The organism is Halomonas sp. 72 (assembly GCF_052379785.1).
Classification (GTDB): Bacteria; Pseudomonadota; Gammaproteobacteria; order Pseudomonadales; family Halomonadaceae; genus Vreelandella; species Vreelandella citrativorans.
In genome coordinates, this window is the sequence record NZ_JBQSYY010000001.1 from 182,164 (window position 1) to 198,388 (window position 16,225).

General features: G+C 54.8%; 14 protein-coding genes. 3 read left to right on the forward strand and 11 right to left on the reverse strand.

What is annotated here, in order from left to right; genetic code table 11:
* Positions 1-26 precede the first annotated feature (26 nt).
* The 3 genes from ACT3T6_RS00880 to ybaK form a co-directional block, all read right to left on the reverse strand.
* Entirely contained in the window at positions 27-884 is an 858-nt protein-coding gene (locus tag ACT3T6_RS00880; RefSeq protein WP_193054535.1) for a PA4780 family RIO1-like protein kinase, read from the reverse strand.
* A 62-nt stretch (positions 885-946) separates the two neighbouring features.
* Entirely contained in the window at positions 947-2,344 is a 1,398-nt protein-coding gene (dbpA, locus tag ACT3T6_RS00885; protein ID WP_193054534.1) for an ATP-dependent RNA helicase DbpA, read from the reverse strand.
* 104 nt (positions 2,345-2,448) lie between these two features.
* Positions 2,449-2,916, reverse strand: coding sequence for a Cys-tRNA(Pro) deacylase (gene ybaK, locus ACT3T6_RS00890; RefSeq protein WP_193054533.1), 468 nt, complete (start codon positions 2,914-2,916; stop codon positions 2,449-2,451).
* Positions 2,917-3,040: 124 nt separating this feature from the next.
* Between ybaK and ACT3T6_RS00895 the strand changes: the two genes are divergently transcribed.
* Positions 3,041-3,226 carry a DUF3008 family protein gene (locus tag ACT3T6_RS00895; protein WP_193054532.1) on the forward strand — a complete coding sequence of 62 codons (186 nt, stop codon included), beginning with the start codon at positions 3,041-3,043 and terminating at the stop codon, positions 3,224-3,226.
* A gap of 99 nt (positions 3,227-3,325) precedes the next feature.
* On the opposite strand, the gene ACT3T6_RS00900 is transcribed toward ACT3T6_RS00895, so the two are convergent.
* Positions 3,326-4,192 (reverse strand): cation diffusion facilitator family transporter, encoded by an 867-nt coding sequence (locus ACT3T6_RS00900; protein ID WP_193054531.1) that lies wholly within the window; start codon positions 4,190-4,192, stop codon positions 3,326-3,328.
* Positions 4,193-4,314: 122 nt separating this feature from the next.
* Between ACT3T6_RS00900 and ACT3T6_RS00905 the strand changes: the two genes are divergently transcribed.
* Positions 4,315-5,184: a LysR family transcriptional regulator gene (locus tag ACT3T6_RS00905; protein WP_193054530.1), complete on the forward strand. Its 870-nt coding sequence runs from the start codon at positions 4,315-4,317 to the stop codon at positions 5,182-5,184.
* A gap of 178 nt (positions 5,185-5,362) precedes the next feature.
* A complete protein-coding gene (locus ACT3T6_RS00910; RefSeq protein WP_193054529.1) occupies positions 5,363-6,772 on the forward strand; it encodes a PhoH family protein in 1,410 nt (469 codons plus the stop codon).
* A gap of 77 nt (positions 6,773-6,849) precedes the next feature.
* Here ACT3T6_RS00910 and ACT3T6_RS00915 read toward each other — a convergent pair whose 3' ends face one another.
* From ACT3T6_RS00915 to ACT3T6_RS00945, 7 genes are all read right to left on the reverse strand, one after another.
* On the reverse strand, positions 6,850-7,845 hold the full coding sequence (locus ACT3T6_RS00915; RefSeq protein WP_172117273.1) for a YihY/virulence factor BrkB family protein: 996 nt from the start codon (positions 7,843-7,845) through the stop codon (positions 6,850-6,852).
* The gene (locus ACT3T6_RS00920; protein WP_193054528.1) at positions 7,842-9,614 is read right to left on the reverse strand and encodes a proton-conducting transporter transmembrane domain-containing protein; all 1,773 of its coding nucleotides are present in this window, start codon (positions 9,612-9,614) and stop codon (positions 7,842-7,844) included. The genes ACT3T6_RS00915 and ACT3T6_RS00920 overlap by 4 nt, the downstream gene beginning before the upstream one ends.
* Positions 9,611-11,116, reverse strand: coding sequence for a complex I subunit 5 family protein (locus ACT3T6_RS00925; RefSeq protein WP_193054527.1), 1,506 nt, complete (start codon positions 11,114-11,116; stop codon positions 9,611-9,613). Before ACT3T6_RS00925 ends, ACT3T6_RS00920 begins: the two co-directional genes overlap by 4 nt.
* A complete protein-coding gene (locus ACT3T6_RS00930; protein WP_193054526.1) occupies positions 11,113-12,603 on the reverse strand; it encodes a complex I subunit 5 family protein in 1,491 nt (496 codons plus the stop codon). The genes ACT3T6_RS00925 and ACT3T6_RS00930 overlap by 4 nt, the downstream gene beginning before the upstream one ends.
* Positions 12,600-13,286, reverse strand: a complete 687-nt coding sequence (locus ACT3T6_RS00935) for an NADH-quinone oxidoreductase subunit K (RefSeq protein ID WP_193054525.1) — start codon at positions 13,284-13,286, stop codon at positions 12,600-12,602. The genes ACT3T6_RS00930 and ACT3T6_RS00935 overlap by 4 nt, the downstream gene beginning before the upstream one ends.
* Positions 13,287-13,354: 68 nt before the next feature.
* Positions 13,355-14,020, reverse strand: coding sequence for an alpha/beta hydrolase (locus tag ACT3T6_RS00940; protein WP_172117278.1), 666 nt, complete (start codon positions 14,018-14,020; stop codon positions 13,355-13,357).
* A 121-nt stretch (positions 14,021-14,141) separates the two neighbouring features.
* Complete coding sequence (locus tag ACT3T6_RS00945) at positions 14,142-15,911, reverse strand: SLC13 family permease (RefSeq protein ID WP_172117279.1); 1,770 nt, start codon at positions 15,909-15,911, stop codon at positions 14,142-14,144.
* Positions 15,912-16,225: the final 314 nt, after the last annotated feature.

A 16,225-nucleotide genomic window follows, 5' to 3' on the forward strand; every position in this document is an offset into this window, starting at 1 on the left:
ATTATCCACGCTGACGACCAATAAGCTTAATCTTCATCCTCGTCATCGCGCATCCGCGCCTGACGCTCAGCCTCTTCTTCTTTGGCGTCATCGATCACTTCCATCAACTCATCGACATTGGCGATGTGGGTGTCGAAGTCGAAGTGGCCGGTCAACTTACTCTCTGGATGCAGCTCGCCTGCCTCATAAAGCGCCCACATCTCTTTGCCATAGTGGGTCTTTAGCAATTCAGGCGCATAGTGGCCAAAGTAGGCGCGCATGTTATTAACGTCACGCTCTAGCATGGCAGCGGCGCTATTGTTACCAGCAGCATCCACGGCCTGGGGCAGGTCAATAATGACCGGCCCCTCGGCATCTACCAGCACGTTAAATTCCGACAAGTCACCGTGGATCAGGCCAGCGCAGAGCATGCGCACCACATCCTTGATGACTTTATCGTGATAGCGCAGCGCTTGCTCGTGGGTCAGTGTTACGTCATCCAAGCGTGGCGCAACAGTGCCCTCGGCATCGGTAATCATCTCCATGAGCAGCACGCCATCCACAAAACCGAAAGGCTTGGGTACGCGTACTTCAGCCGCGGCAAGGCGATAAAGCGCGTCTACTTCCGCAGTTAGCCACGCCTGCTCCTGCTCTTTTTGACCATAGCGGGTCTTCTTCGCCATGGCCCGGGCACGCCGGCTATTACGCTCTTTACGCCCTTCCTGGTACTGTACCGCTTGCTTAAAGCTGCGCTGTTTTGCCTCTTTAAATACCTTGGCACAGCGTACTTCTTCGCCACAGCGCACCACGTAAACCTGTGCTTCCTTGCCGCTCATCAACTGCGTCAGCACCTCATCGATCAGGCCGTCATCGACCAGGGGCTGTAATCGTTTGGGTGTTTTCATGGCTAGCTGCAATGGCTCCTATAGAAGTAGAAACAGTTAGAAGTAGGGACAGTTTCTGGCACTCAGTAGCGAATGCGACGCACACGAAAGGCGCGTCCTTTTAGTTTGTCACGTTCGAGTTTGGCCTGGGCTTTTTGAACGGCGCTGCGCTCAACCGCGACATAAGCACTACGAGCCAACACTTTAATTTTACCGACCTGATCACCGCGCAGCCCGCCCTCGCTGGTCAGGGCACCCAAAATATCGCCTGGCCGCAGTTTATCCTTTTTGCCACCGGCTAATTGCAGCGTCGCCATGGGAGGTTCAAAGGGGGCTGTTTGTGTGGCTTTAGGAAGTGCTTCCGTAGTGAGCTGCTCGCTCAGAAGCTCTGCCAAGCGCCCCAGGCGATAGGTTTCTTGAGGGGTTACCAGTGTACAGGCAATGCCACTGGCGCCAGCCCGCCCGGTACGCCCTACGCGGTGGACATGAACCTCTAGCTCACGGGCAATTTGATAGTTAAACACCGCATCCAATTGCGCAATATCCAGGCCACGTGCCGCCACGTCGGTGGCCACCAGGATTGACGCACTTTGGTTGGCAAAGAGTATCAAAATACGATCACGGTCTTTTTGCTCTAAATCACCGTGCAGCGCTACCGCGCTAAAACCGGCATCCACTAGGCTATCGGCTACTGCCTGAGTTTCGCGCTTGGTGTTGCAAAACACCACGCTGGTCGTCGGGCGGTTGACCAGCAACAGCTGTTTAAGCGCACCAAAGCGGGCATCTTCACTAGGCACTTCATAGAAGTGCTGATCAATGGTAGTGGCGTCATGCACCTCAGCCACTTTAACGCTGACAGGATCCATCATGACGCCGCGCGTCATGGCCGCCAAGCCACCGGACTCCTGTTCATCAGGGAAGGTGGCGCTAAATAGCAGCGTCTGGCGATCTGCCGGGGTTTCCGCAATGATCGCGTCCAATGATGCTTGAAAGCCCATATCGAGCATACGATCCGCCTCGTCCAGCACAAGTGTGCTTAGCGAACCCAGCGTCAACGAACCTTTACGCAGATGCTCTTCAATACGCCCCGGGGTACCAACAACAATATGCGCGCCATGCTCAAGCGAGCCTAACTGTGGCCCAAACGGCGCTCCGCCACACAGTGTTAATACTTTAACGTTAGCCATGGCCCGCGCCAAGCGGCGCAGCTCTTCGGCCACCTGATCAGCAAGTTCACGAGTGGGGCAAAGTACCAGCCCCTGTACAGAAAATACTTCAACCCGCAGTTCAGCGAGTAGCGCCAAACCAAACGCCGCTGTTTTGCCCGAGCCTGTTTTGGCCTGTGCCAGCACATCCTGCCCGGCCAGCATGGGCGGCAGGCTTTGCGCCTGAACAGGCGTCATCTGGTGATAACCCAGCGACTCAAGGTTAGTAAGCAGCGTGGCCGGTAAGGCGAGCGACGAGAAGGAGACGTCTGACACAATAAAACCTGCAGGGCCGTTTAACGGCCAGTAAAGAGGTAACTAATACGGATACACTTTAATGTGAAGCACCATACCAGAAAGTGCCTGCCCCTGCGTGCATCTCATACCGCCAGTGGCGCAAGCTCAGCCTTGCAAAGGGTTGCCAGGTCATTGGGCGCCAGCTCAATTTCAAGCCCGCGCCGCCCGGCGCTGACAAAAATAGTGGCAAAGCCCACAGCCGACGCATCAATATAGGTTGCCAGGCGTTTTTTCTGCCCCAAGGGGCTTACCCCACCCAACACGTAACCAGTGGCACGCTCGACCTCGGCAGGCACCCCCATGACGGCTTTTTTAGCCCCAGCGGCCTTGGCAATCTGCTTTAGGCCCAACTGATGAGTGACCGGCACGATCCCCACAGCAAGCGTCTTGCCGTCCAGCGTTACTACCAGGGTCTTGAATACTTGCTCGACGGCCACCCCCAGTTTTTCAGCGGCTTCCAAGCCGTAAGACTCCGCCGCTACATCGTGCTGATACTCATGAATTTCAAACGGTATACCCGCTTTTTTGGCCGTATTAATGGCTGGTGTCATGACGCTCTCTTGATGTTTAGTAAAGTTGGGCAGCCCTTGTGGCGCGCTCTGGAAAGCCTATTCCTGCCTGCTACGCTAAATAGCGTAAGCGCTAAAGGGAAGTCAACCTAAAGGAGCCTTAATTATGCCAGCCACATCGAAAGCCCAGCAAAAAGCCGCAGGCGCCGCCCTTTCCGCCAAACGTGGAGAAACCAAGCCCAGTGAGCTTTATGATGCTTCCAAGGATATGTACGACTCAATGAGCGAAGAGGAGCTTGAGGAGATGGCAAGCACCGAGCGCAAAGGCAAACCAGAGAAGAAAGACGATTAACTGCGCTTGTAGTGCTCCGCTTTTACATCATAACGCCCGCTTCATTAAGCAGGCGTTATGATGAACACTAACGAAAGTGACAGTGCTATTCCCCCCGGTTTACGTGGCCACCAGGGTAATGCTGGTGACGGGGCGCAAATTACGCTGCAAGCAGTGCTGTTCAACGCTCTCTACAATCTCTTCAGCATCATCGATCTGTTGCTTGTCGAGCTGGATATCCACCATCAGAAAGCTGCCCACCTGCGCCAGGCGCACATCGTCACTGGCGATATCAAACTCGGCGATCTCTTCCACCATGTCCTGGCGAATGCTGCCCATGGGTTCGCCAAACATTAGTTCGCGAAGCGCTCCACGCACCATGCGGATAGGCATGGGTAAAAAGTAGCCTGCAATGATCAGCACCATTACCGGGTCAGCCAACCGCGCATAACTTGCCCAGGGCGTTAACGTGAGTCCCCAGGTAAGTGCAAAACCAAGCATTACCGCCGCGCTTAACCAGGTATCCATTTGCCACTGACGCAGCTCAGCCGCCAACAAGGAGGAGCGAGCAATACGGGCATAGCGCTTTAGCCACCACCAGGTCAACAAACAGCCGCTCACGTTAGCGACACCAAATAACAAGGCCAAATCAAGTGTCACCAAGCGTCCGCCCTGCGCCAGGCTCCACACGGCTGACACTAAAGAGAACAGACACACCAGCGCAATCACCACGCCTTTGAGCAGCACCGCTAGCGGCTCTACCGTTAGCCGCCCAAAGGGGTAGTGATCATCTGCGGGTTTGCGGGCATGCTGTAACGCAAGCAGTGAGAGCGAAGCGAGAACAAGGCTTAACAGTGAATATCCGCTATCGAATAAAATCGTGATAGAGCCACTGGCTAATCCCAGAACCAAGCCAGACAGCGCAAAAAAGCTTGCTGAAACAGCTGAAAATCTTAGCGCACGGCGCTCAGCAATAAAGGGGGTCACGCAGAAAACTCCATTCTGATTTAGCAGGATTATAGGAAATCGTGCTGCATGGTAAAGGGTGTACTAACGTTTAACGAATCACTCAGCGCTAAAAAAAATAGCACTCAACCACGAGACCCCGTATGCGAGCTGAACAAGTCCAGGCATTTGTTGAAGTTACTGAGCACGGCTCCTTTGCCGCCGCTGCGCGGCAGTCAGGTATAAAGCGCGGTACGCTAAGTGCGGCGGTCCATGCGCTGGAAGATAGCCTGGGGGTGGCACTGTTTGAACGCTCGGGAAATAGCCTGACACTAACCGCCGTAGGTGAAAGCGTACTCCCCGACTGTTACCGGCTACTGACAAGTGCCAGCCGAATCAAAAAGCATTGCCACCAACATCTGCAAGGGGTCGAAAACCAGCTGTGCATTGCCCGCGATGATGCGCTTCCTGAGCGGTTCTGGCACCAGGTCATGCACGATTTAAAGCAGCAGTTCCCGCTGACCGCGGTATCGGTTTATCTTGTTCCACCGCAGGAGCACAGCCAATTTATTCTGCGCCAAACTGTCGATATTGCGTTTGGGCTTTATACCGCCGAAGGCGTTGCCCCCCATGCAGCCAACCTGGCACCTGTGAGTATGCGCTTAGTGGCCTCTCCACAGCACCCACTGAGTCGGCTTCCTAGCGTCAATCGCGATGATCTCGCCCAATACACGCAAGTCTGCTTAACCCACATTCAGGACGACAAACTGGTCAGCGAGGCGCTGTTTTCCGCTAACTACCTGGGCTTCACCATGTTTGAGGTGATCCGAGATGCGGTAATAAACGGCACGGGATGGGCACTGCTTCCCCACCCGCTGGTTAAAGAAGCATTGGAAAGTGATCAGCTCTGTTCACTGAATCACGACCTTGCCCTGGATAGCCACTATTACCGCTATGTAGAGAGTGAAAACCTGGGCGTAGTGGCCACCGCACTCCTTAACAAAGTGGCGCGTTTTCTAGGCAATGCGCAGTAGTGGTCACTTCGGTGAAATATAGCAGTGGAAAAAAGTGCAATATCCTTCCACGCTATAAAAAAGTGCCTCACAAGGAGATTTAAAGACACGCCAGAGGAACGACACAGGCAAGTGTCATCTAGGCGTAAGATGTAGCTGCCAGTGTCGATGTTGCCGTCAACCAAGGAGCTATCGCCCGATGGTAAGACTCGATAAGAAAGCGACAAGGCTTTATGTCCTGGACACCAATGTCCTAATCCATGACCCCACAGCGCTCTACCACTTTGAAGAGCATGACGTGGTTATCCCCATGACGGTTCTTGAGGAACTGGATAAGCATAAAAACGGAATTCGTGAGATTGCCCGTACGGCACGTCAAGTTAGCCGTACGCTCTCTGACCTTACCAACCAGGTTACTTTTGACGAGATTCAACGCGGCATCCCCATCCCACGTATTAGCGGCGAATCTGGACGCCTGCACTTTCTCTGCTTCAACGATTTAAAGCCCTTCGACTCGATGGACGACAGTCCGGATAACCGTATTCTGGCGGAAACCTGTCGGCTGCGCGATGAGCGCCCCGATGCCTCGGTCATTCTAATTACCAAAGATATCAACCTGCGCGTAAAGGCGGCCGCGCTAAAAGTCCCTGTGGAGGATTACTTTAACGATCGGGCATTCTCAGACAGCGATGCCATGATTGAGGGTGCCCAGGTATACGCATCGGCGGGGCACAACGGCAGGGCACTTTGGGAAGCGCTGAATGTTGATGTCAGCGTTGAGCGGGTGGAGCATCAAACGTTTTATCAATTAAGTGGCGACATGCCCCGTCACTGGCACTTGGGAATGCTTGTCTCCGACAGCGAGAACGGCGCTGAGTTTGAGGCCATTATTCGTGAGCTGTCGCCCTCATCAGCGCGGTTACAGCTGTTGACCAACTACCGCCACCACGCTGGGGCGTGGGGCGTTCACGCCCATGATAGCCGTCAAAACTTTACCCTGAACCTGCTGATGGACCCGGACATTGATCTGGTCACCATTGCCGGTAACGCGGGCACGGGTAAGACCTTTATGACGCTGGCCGCCGCTTTCCAGCAAACCCTGGATGCCAAGCAGTTTGAGCGCATCGTGTTTACCCGCGCACCTATTCCGATGGGCGAGGACATTGGTTTTTTGCCCGGTACCGAGGAGGAGAAGATGTCGCCGTGGATGGGTGCCTTCCACGACAATATGGATAACCTGCTGCGCAATGACGAAGGAGAGTCGACCTGGGATAATGGCGCAACACGGCAACTGATTGGCTCACGCGTGCAAATTCGCTCGCCAGGCTTTATGCGAGGGCGCACTTTAAACGACACCTTTTTGATTATCGACGAGGCACAAAACTTTACACCCAAACAGCTTAAATCACTGGTTACCCGTGCCGGACGTAATACCAAAATTGTCTGTTTAGGCAACGTGGGGCAAATCGATACGCCCTACCTAACCGCCAATACCTGCGGCATGGCGGCCGTGGTTGAGCGCTTCCGTGACTGGCCACACGCCGGGCATATTACCCTCAAAAGCGTTGAGCGTTCGCGCCTGGCGCTGGCGGCTGAAGAGCTTTTGTAAAAAGGCTGTTCTAAAAAGGGCTCTTACAGCGAGGGTAACCGCCTAATACGTAAACGTACGGTAAAACCGCCAGCTCGCTACTGGCGGTTTTTTTCTTTATCGCCGTTCCAAGGGTTTTCAACCCCCAGCGTATCGGCGGCAAAGGCTTCGCGCTCACCTAATGGGCGCTCTTCGCCAATAGTGGTGTCTTTATAGGTCTGACGCTCCATTTCACTGTTCACTTCTGCACCCAGCAGTACCACAAACGCAGACAGCCAAAACCACATCATCAGTACAACCACGGCGCCCAATGACCCATAAAGCTCACTGAAGCTTGAAAAGTAGCGGACATAAAGTGAAAGCCCGCCTGACCCAAGTAACCATAAAGTGGTCGCCAGCAGCGTGCCATAGCTTAACCAGCGCCATTGTGCGGCACGCCGATAAGGCGCAAACCGGTACAGCAGGGCAATTAAAAAGCTCATGATGATCAACAAGGCAGGCCAACGCAGCCACTTAAATACTTGATCGAAAGGATCATCCACCGCTAAGGCATCGACCAACACAGGCACAATCGCAATAAAGCCAAGCGATACCAGCGTCATGCCAATCAGGCCAAACGTCAGTAGCACCAACACAACACCGCGAAGAAAGAAGTTACGCCGCTCCTTTTCGCCATAAACCACATTCAGCCCTACCACAAGCACTCCCACGCTTTTGGAAGCGATATACATGGCGACCAACAGCCCTAAAAGCACCGCCATTACGTTGCCAGATTCGGCACTCTCAACCACTGTCTGGGTTTGCTGATCAATAAGGCTTGCCGCATCCGGGGGCATAAAACGGCTTAGTTCATAAAGCTGCCGCCCTGCTTCCACCGGATCAAACAGCAATCCCCACAGCGATATTACCGCTGCAATGGTAGGAAATAGTGCCAGCAAAGCGTAAAACGCGACACCAGCCGCCAACATGGTAAGGCGGTCACGCTTAGCGGCGCGCAACACCCGCCATACAACATCAAACCACCCATAACGTGGAATCTCATCGGGCTTTTTGGCACGTCTCCCTCGGTGGTTCTGTGAACTCTCGTGGCTCATGGCGACCCTTCCCAGATTAATAACAGTGCCAAAACAATGGCTAACGCCATCATCAAGCCGCTCGTATGGTGGCGCATCCAGCTTTCCATAGCCGTTAGTTGAGTTAAGCGCGCCATCATCCGCTTTTCAATGGCCAGAGCAATACCCACAGACGCTGCTTTAACATCGCCACACCACTGCCCAGCAGAGCGAACCCCTACCAAGGCATTTTGAACGAGCCACGCATAAGGCCACCATAAGTCGCCGGCAGGCAGGGGGCGTATACGCCAATGGCGCGTTAACCACCATCCCGCCCACGTTAACACGATGCCTACGGGCAGTGGCCACATCAGGCTAAACCACTCTTTCAACGGGGGGATTTCCACACTCCCTTGAGGGAGCGGTAGCCATATCGGCGTCACAAGAGCGGCCGTTAATGCAGCAAGCCAGCCACCCCACTGACCAGGATGGCTGCCACCGGTGCTGCGCTGCTGCCACTGCCGCCAGAGACTGACACTCACCAACGCAGAGGTGCCAATTGCCGCCCAGGTTAACAGCGCGACCAGTTGCTCATGATGCATCTCATACAGCGCGCTTTTGACGCCCCACTTGCTGACGAGCCCAGCGCCAAAGGCGCCGGTAAGCGACAAGGCAGGCAGCGCCAGCAGCACCCAGACAAGCGCCAACGGCCACCGAGGTAAATGCTCACTAACGCTGGTCCCCATAAATAGCGCGCCTTTGGCCAGCGCGTGGTGAGCCGCAAAGAGGACCACGCCCGGCAGCAACAAGGGCCACACCTCGGGCGCTGCCAATCCCATAGCGACCATGGCGGTCAGCATGCCCATTTGGCTGATGCTGGAGTAAGCTAATACGGCCTTGGGATGCCTCTGCCATACCCCATACAGCGCCGCGCCAAAGGCAGCGGCCAAACCAGCGATCACCATGATGTCGCCAAGCCGGGTGAGCGCACCGGAAAGCGAGGTTTCCCCCAGAGGTAATACGTAGATCCAGCCAAGCAGCCCGGCCTTGATCATCGCGCCGCTTAACACCGCGCTGGCCGGAGCGGGGGCCGCCGGGTGCGCAAGCGGTAGCCACACGTGTAAGCCGATAACGCCTGCCTTCACGCCCAGCCCAAGCCACAGTAAGCATGCCATTAAGGCGCCATACTCAGCCGTGGCGATCCCCTCACGTACGCCTGCCAGCAGTACGGTTTCCGCACTACCGGCCGCCCACAGCAAACCTCCAAGAATCAATCCTTCGCCGACCACCGCGAGAATCAAATAGGCCCTCGCCCCCAGTTTCGCATCCGGCGTACCGTTATGTACGACCAGGCCATAGGCGGCAAACGTCATCAGCGCAAAGCCCAGGTAAAAAGTGGCGATATCCTGGGCGATAATCAGAAGTACGTTACCGACAAACGTTAATGGCCATAACAGAGCCAGGCACAACAACCGGCGCTCAGCGGCACTGTCGCCCGCTTGGGCGCTGGCCTGCTCCTTGGCAAAGTATCCACGCGCATGAATCGCTGCAAAACACCAAAGCAGCGCGGTGAAAGCAAGCCAAGGGCGGCTCAGTGCGTTAAGCGACCAGTGCCCACCCAGCATCCAGGCATCTATCACCCACTGGGCTTCCCCTATATACGCCAACAGTAGCGCCGGCCATGCCGCACTGAGCCAGCCCCACGAGAAGTAGCGGCGCTGAGCAGCGGGTGTACGATAAGCCTTCCATACGCCCATCAACGACACGCAGACCGGCCAGCAAAGTGTTATCACCAAGAGTAGCGTTATCATTGCAGGTACTCCCCCTCGGCTACACGCGTTGCCCAATCCAGTGGGCTAAACGGCAACCCGGCAAGTGCGCCAGCAGCGATACTGAGAACGGCAGTAAACACCGCAGGCCAGAGCAGCCAACCGTGAGTTTCCAAACGCCCAAGACGCTGATCTTTTGGCCAGCTCCCATTGCCATGGGCAGGCCCAACACGAAACCAAAGACGATGCACGATCGGCAGAAAATAGAGGGCATTTAGCGCACTGCTTGACACCAGCACGGCGACAACCCAATACATGTCGGCCTGAATGGCGCCAATTCCCAAATACCATTTAGTGATAAATCCGGCCACAGGCGGTAGACCAATCATGCCAAAGGCGCCCACTGTAAAGGCCAAGCTGGTGAGCGGCATACGCTTACCCGCTCCATCCATCTCATCAATGCGGTGGATGCCCAGCTCTTCTGCATAAATACCCGCACAGAAAAATAGCGTTACCTTCATGATCCCTTGGTGCAGTAGGTGAGCAAGCGCGCCAATGGTGCCAAAAGGACCCACCAGGCTAACCCCAAGCACGATATACGACACTTGGCTGATGGTTGAAAAGGCCAGTCGCGGCTTTAACTCCTGCTGCGCGATGGCGCGTATTGAGCCGTATATAATAGTGATCGAGGCCGCCACTGCTAGCACCGTCGTAACCCCAAGCTCTACGCTTAGCTCAATGCCATACAAGTCGTAAATAATTCGCAAAATGCCAAAGGCACCGGCTTTTACCACCGCGACTGCGTGCAATAGTGCGCTTACCGGTGCCGGTGCGACCATGGCCCTGGGCAGCCAGCCATGCAGCGGCACCATGGCAGCCTTAACGGCAAACCCACCCACCAGAAGCGCAAATATAAACGTTAGCAGGCTGCGGTGGTCTACTAAGTAGCCTTCTAGACCGCGCTCGGAGGCGAACGAATGGTCGCTCGTTAAACTATATAAAAGCACCGTACCCAACAGCAGTACTACGCCTGCGGTCAGGGTGTAACGTAGATAAATTCGCCCAGCATTTAAGGCTTTATCAGTGCCCGAATGGACCACCAACGGATAGGTGGACAGCGTCAGCATTTCGTAGAAAATCAGAAAGGTAAACAAGTTACCGGCCAGCGCAATACCCAGCGTACTGGCAACACATAAGCTGAAAAACCCAAAAAAGCGCTTACGGTTCGCGGTTCCTTCCAGATAACCAATGGCGTAAATCGTAGTGCATAGCCATAAGAGCGACGAGAGCCCGGCAAACATGACGCCCAACGCGTCAGCACGCAGTACAAAGTCGATATTACCGACCACCTGAAAGCTGAACACGGCCTCCTCGCCACGTGCTACGAGCGTTACCATTAGCGCCACCAGGCTGATTTTGATGACAGCCGCCAGCAGGTTGATACTGGTACGCATCCGCCTGGATGCTTCAGGCAGTATAAAAATAATCACTACGGCCAGTAGCGATGCAGCCAACGCAGTCAAGGGTAGCCAAGCGATATTCATGCGTGATCTCCATGAAGAAGCTCAAGCGGAAAGTGCGCTAAAAGCCCTAACGCTAACGCCGCCATGGCTAAGCAAAGCGCAACCGCATCCATACCCGGAGCAAGAGGCTGAAAACGGTGGCGCGGGGCCTCCTCCAGGAACGAATAGCGGAAAAAGCGAAAAATATAGGCGGCGGTTAACAGTGTACCTATAAGCAATACTGCCACTGCCAGCCACTGGTGGGAGAGCACCATGGCTTGCAGGAGCAGCCATTTAGCCGTAAAGCCCGCACTTGGTGGCAGCCCCATTAAAGTTACCGACGCAATTCCAAAAACCAACAGTGAAAGCGGTAGGCGGCGGCTGGTGCCAGCAAGCCCCTTTAGGGTCGTTTCACCGGTGGCCATTATCAAATTACCGGCGGCTAAAAACATCGCGGCTTTCGCTAGCGCATGGCCTATTAACTGCAACCAGAACCCTTCCCACGCCAGCGCCTTTACCACTGATGCTACATTGGGGCCTAGCAATAAGGGGAACACCACCATCAAGTAGCCCAACTGCGCCACGGTTGATGAAGCCACCACTGTTTTGAGCGTTTCAGCACGCCAGGCAATTAAGCCACCCCATATAATGGCCAACATGCCCAGCCAAGCGATTAATCGCGGCGCCCAAAAGGTGTCCGGTAATAAAAGACTCCACAGCTGAAGCAGCACGAATAGCGATGCTTTAACCACCAGCCCAGCATGCAATACGCTCACAGGCGTCCAGGCGCTGGAATGCACCGGAGAAAGCCAAGCATGAAGCGGAAAGAGAGCAGCTTTCAAGGCAAGCCCCGCCCCTATTAGCGCCGCTGCGATCCAGACAATCGGCCCTGGCTCAATAACCTGCGCAAGCCCGACCAAATCAAGCCGCCCCCAAGTGCCCAACAGCAGCGCGACGCCCAGTAAATAGGCAAGCGACCCCACCAGCGTAAGCAACAGATACCGCATACCGGCCAACAACGCCGCGGCCTTACCTGAAAGCAGCAGCATGCCTACCGCAGCCAACCCCATGGCCTCCAGCGCAAGGTAGAGCGTGATCAAGTCAGTGGCCAGCCAAATCAACGAAAGCGCGCTGACCATAACGCCCATCAACGGCCATATCCAACGGGCCAACGGTTCGGGTGCCGAAAGCCGCAGCGAGCCTGGGGTATAAAGCGCCGCTGCCGCTGCCAGCCACTGCGTTAACAGTAACATCAGCACGCTTACCCCGTTTAAGCGCAGCGCAACATTAATTCCCCAGGTTTCCCAGCCCCAGTGCAGTAGCCCTACTTGCTGGTAGTCGATCAATAACGATAGCCCGGCGGCCAATACAGGAACGCATGCCAACGCGATAGGCCACATTCGCTTAGGTGGCCAGAGTGCGGCTAGCCCACCGAAAACAAGCGGCAAACACACGGCGGCAGCCAATGCCCAATGGCTAGTTAAAAGCGGCTCGAATGTACTGTCTGTCAGGCCAAATCGCTCTATCATTTAGCCTTCTCCTCACGCCCGTCATCCTCTAACAGGGCCTCTTGCCCTTCAAGCTGGTAAAGCTTTCGGATCACTAATGCCCCCAGCAGTGATCCGAGCCAGGCGATCACCAGGCCCACTATAACCAGCGCCTGCCCTTGGGGAATTGCGCCTGCGACCCCGGCCAAGAGCAGAAACACACCCGACCCCAGTACGTTAAAGGCAAGCAAACGGCGCAATAAGTGGCGCTGCCAGGCAAAAGCGCCCATTGCTGTGGCCACCACCGCCACTCCGGCCAACACCAGAGGGTGCTTTGCAGGCGAGTAAGCCATTTCAGGTAGCACAAGGAAAATGGCAACTCCGACCATCAAACACCAGGCAAGCGCTAACACAATGCGCGTGACTCTATGCGTTAGTGGCGGCTCAAAATGATCGTAACGGGGTAATTTAGAAGCGCTTGAGGGAAAGATACCTAACGCGTAAAAAAAGCAGGCGACGGTTAATACCGTGCCCAATAGCCCTTCGACAGCCGCTAACCAGGGCATCCCCAGGGTTAGCCAGGCAAGCGCCATTGTGAGCGTAAAGGCAAAAAAGGCGCGACACGCACGCACCAAATGGCGGTCAAATAGGCAAATCAGCGCTGCTATCAAAAGACACAGCGCTAATACAGCCTCGATGAGGTCGACAGACGAGATTACTGCCATTGCTATCCTTGCAGCGGCTTATAGACAAATTACTTTGCCTATCTTTTGATCACTTGTCGATGTAAGGATTACTTCAGAAGAGTGCTCAACCACTGACCAATATCGCCCACTTGCTGAGGGCAAAGTGCGTGAGCCATAGGATACTGGCGATAGTTGGCGGTGTAGCCTTGGGCTTTTAAGCGCTCAAACCCAGCCCGTCCCAAACTCTCTGCCACGATAGGGTCCATATTACCATGATGCACCTCAATCGGAATTGCCTTGTTGGCATCACTCAATTCGATACTGTCTGCCGTGGCAAAGTAGGTCGACATTGCCAGCAACCCACCTAACGGCAACGGAAAAGATAACGCCGCCTGATAAGCCACCGCGCCCCCCTGAGAGAACCCTGCCACGATAATCCGCTGGCTATCGATACCGTGATCAATCTGTTCCTGTATCAGCGCCTGAATACGCTTGGCAGAGCATTTCAGCTGTACTTCATCAACACGGCGCCCGAGGTCCATCGCCAGAATGTCGTACCAGGCGGGCATCACCATGCCGCCGTTAACGGTCACCGGCAGCCGTGGCGCGTGCGGCATAATAAACCGTACGTGGGCATCTTCAGGAAGGTTAAGCGCGGGCACCAGAGGCTCGAAGTCATGCCCATCGGCACCTAAGCCATGAATGATAAACACACAGGCATCGGCAGGTTGACCGTTTTTCGGTTCAATAATCAGTTCGCCTGGGTCCGTCATGATATTTATCCTTACTTAATTGAAAAAGCACGCGATTAGGGCGCTTGAACGCTTAGCGCAAGCGGCGATGAAACATTAACAGACCCTAACGTAAACCGGCATTCACAGCGAGTGATTACGCTTAAAAGGGCCACACATGAGGAATCAATATGAGTGCGATGGCCCCGGTTAGCACGTTTAGGCCACCGCCTACGCGCATAAAATCACTAATACGATAACCGCCGGGGCCATACACCATTAAGTTGGTTTGATAGCCAATAGGCGTTAAAAAGCTGGCCGAAGCAGCAAACATTATTGCAATCACGTAAGGCATTGAGCTTACGCCAAGGCTCTCGGCGGCGGCCATGACGACCGGAAAAATGATCACCGCCGCACCGTTATTAGTGACAAGCTCGGTTAGTAGCGCCACAACACAGTACGTACCTATCAAGAGCAGCCAAGGGTTACTGCCTACGACATGCAGTATGCCACCGGCAATCGCATCTGCGGCGCCCGAACTCTGCAGCGCAGCCCCCACACCAAACGAGGCAGCAATCGTCAAAAGCACTTGGCTATCCAGCCCGCGCCGGGCAGCTTCAACCGAACAGCAGCCGCTTAACAGCGCCAGTGCAGCGCCCAGCATCGCGGCATTTAACATGCTCAAAACGCCGAATGCAGCCAGCAATACTGCCCCCAGCAGAATCCCCCAGGCGAGCGGCGCTTTTTCATGAACAGGCCGCGCAGAGCCGTTTAGCTCACTGATCAAGAGAAAGTCTTTTGACTGACGGTGGCGTTCAATAAATGGAGGACGCGCTTCCAGTAGCAGCACATCAGCGGGCTGCAGGCGTACCTGCCCCAGATTGCCGGTGACACGCTCACCGCCTCGGCAGATAGCCAGTACGGCCGCACCATAAAGCGTCCTAAAGCGGCCGTCTCGAATGCGCTGGCCAATGAACTGGCACTGGTTCGACACTACGGCTTCGACCAAGCGGCGCTCTTTGAACTCTTTTTCCAGGCTGGAGGTATGATCATGCGAGGGTATTAATCCACGAATTTGCTGTAGTTCGACAGCGGCATCGCTGGTGCCCACAAACACCAACCGGTCGCCACCCTTTAACTGCTCACCAGGCCCCACAACACTCACAACGTTACCGTCACGCTCGATCTCAACCAGAAACAGCTCTTGCAAGTGGCGCAGCCCGGCCTCCTCCACCGTTCGATTAACCAGAACGCCTTCCCGATCAATCTCCATCTCAATGGTAAATTCACGCGGGTTAGCGAACGCATTGGCCAACCCCTCGCGAGCAGGTAACAGGCGCGGCCCAAGAATCACCAGATAGGCAAGTCCTACCACGGCGACCGGCACACCCACCCAGGCAAGGTCAAACAGGCCCATGGTCACATTGGGATAACGCTCCGTCAGCAGCCCATACACCACCAGGTTGGTGCTGCTGCCAAACAAGGTAATCGTACCGCCAAGAATGGAGGCGAAGCTTAACGGCATCAGCAGCCGCTGAGGGGAGCGTCGCAGCCGCCGACTCCAGCTCATAACCGCCGGTATATAGGTAGCCACTACAGGGGTGTTATTTAAAAAAGCACTTAAAGAGGCCACCGGTAACAGTAACCGCACCAAAGCCCCCCGCTCAGTTTTAGGGCGCCCCAATACATAGCGAATAATAAGATCGATACCGCCCGTTTCACGGATGCTAGCCACCAGCACGTACATAAAAGCGACCGTAAACAGCCCACTGTTGGAAAAGCCGCTTAACGCCTGAGCTGGCTCAATAACACCCAGGGTCATCAGTACAATGACAGCGCCAAGCAAAATGATGTCGGGCCCTAACCTCGAGACGGTCATTAGCGGGAAGATGGTGGCAACCACCGCTATCGCAATCCATGCATCCAGTGTCATAACGCGACATTCCTAACAAAAAGTAATGCGCTATTGTGACCTCAACCACATATTCTAAAAAGTTATTTTTAGAAACATTTAAATACCAAAATAGAATAAGAAAATTCACACACAAAAACCCCCGCTCGTGAGCGTAATGCTGTTCGGTTAAGGTTTGCCGATGACCGAACAGCATTACCGCTTCGGCGGGGTCTTCCTATCTCAAGCCCTTGAGAATAAATAAGCGCCCTAGTAGGCAGTAGGCGATATATCCATGGTGCCACTGGAATCGATCGAAATACGGTATCGCGTTTCTTCATTCTCTCGCGCCAAGA

Coding starts and splice junctions, on each gene's coding strand:
- ACT3T6_RS00910 (WP_193054529.1), top strand. CDS start 5,363: ATGGTAAGACTCGATAAGAAAGCGACAAGGCTTTATGTCCTGGACACC.
- ACT3T6_RS00895 (WP_193054532.1), top strand. CDS start 3,041: ATGCCAGCCACATCGAAAGCCCAGCAAAAAGCCGCAGGCGCCGCCCTT.
- ACT3T6_RS00925 (WP_193054527.1), bottom strand. CDS start 11,116: ATGAATATCGCTTGGCTACCCTTGACTGCGTTGGCTGCATCGCTACTG.
- ACT3T6_RS00880 (WP_193054535.1), bottom strand. CDS start 884: ATGAAAACACCCAAACGATTACAGCCCCTGGTCGATGACGGCCTGATC.
- ACT3T6_RS00940 (WP_172117278.1), bottom strand. CDS start 14,020: ATGACGGACCCAGGCGAACTGATTATTGAACCGAAAAACGGTCAACCT.
- ACT3T6_RS00945 (WP_172117279.1), bottom strand. CDS start 15,911: ATGACACTGGATGCATGGATTGCGATAGCGGTGGTTGCCACCATCTTC.
- ACT3T6_RS00920 (WP_193054528.1), bottom strand. CDS start 9,614: ATGATAACGCTACTCTTGGTGATAACACTTTGCTGGCCGGTCTGCGTG.
- ACT3T6_RS00935 (WP_193054525.1), bottom strand. CDS start 13,286: ATGGCAGTAATCTCGTCTGTCGACCTCATCGAGGCTGTATTAGCGCTG.
- ACT3T6_RS00915 (WP_172117273.1), bottom strand. CDS start 7,845: ATGAGCCACGAGAGTTCACAGAACCACCGAGGGAGACGTGCCAAAAAG.
- ACT3T6_RS00930 (WP_193054526.1), bottom strand. CDS start 12,603: ATGATAGAGCGATTTGGCCTGACAGACAGTACATTCGAGCCGCTTTTA.
- ybaK (WP_193054533.1), bottom strand. CDS start 2,916: ATGACACCAGCCATTAATACGGCCAAAAAAGCGGGTATACCGTTTGAA.
- ACT3T6_RS00905 (WP_193054530.1), top strand. CDS start 4,315: ATGCGAGCTGAACAAGTCCAGGCATTTGTTGAAGTTACTGAGCACGGC.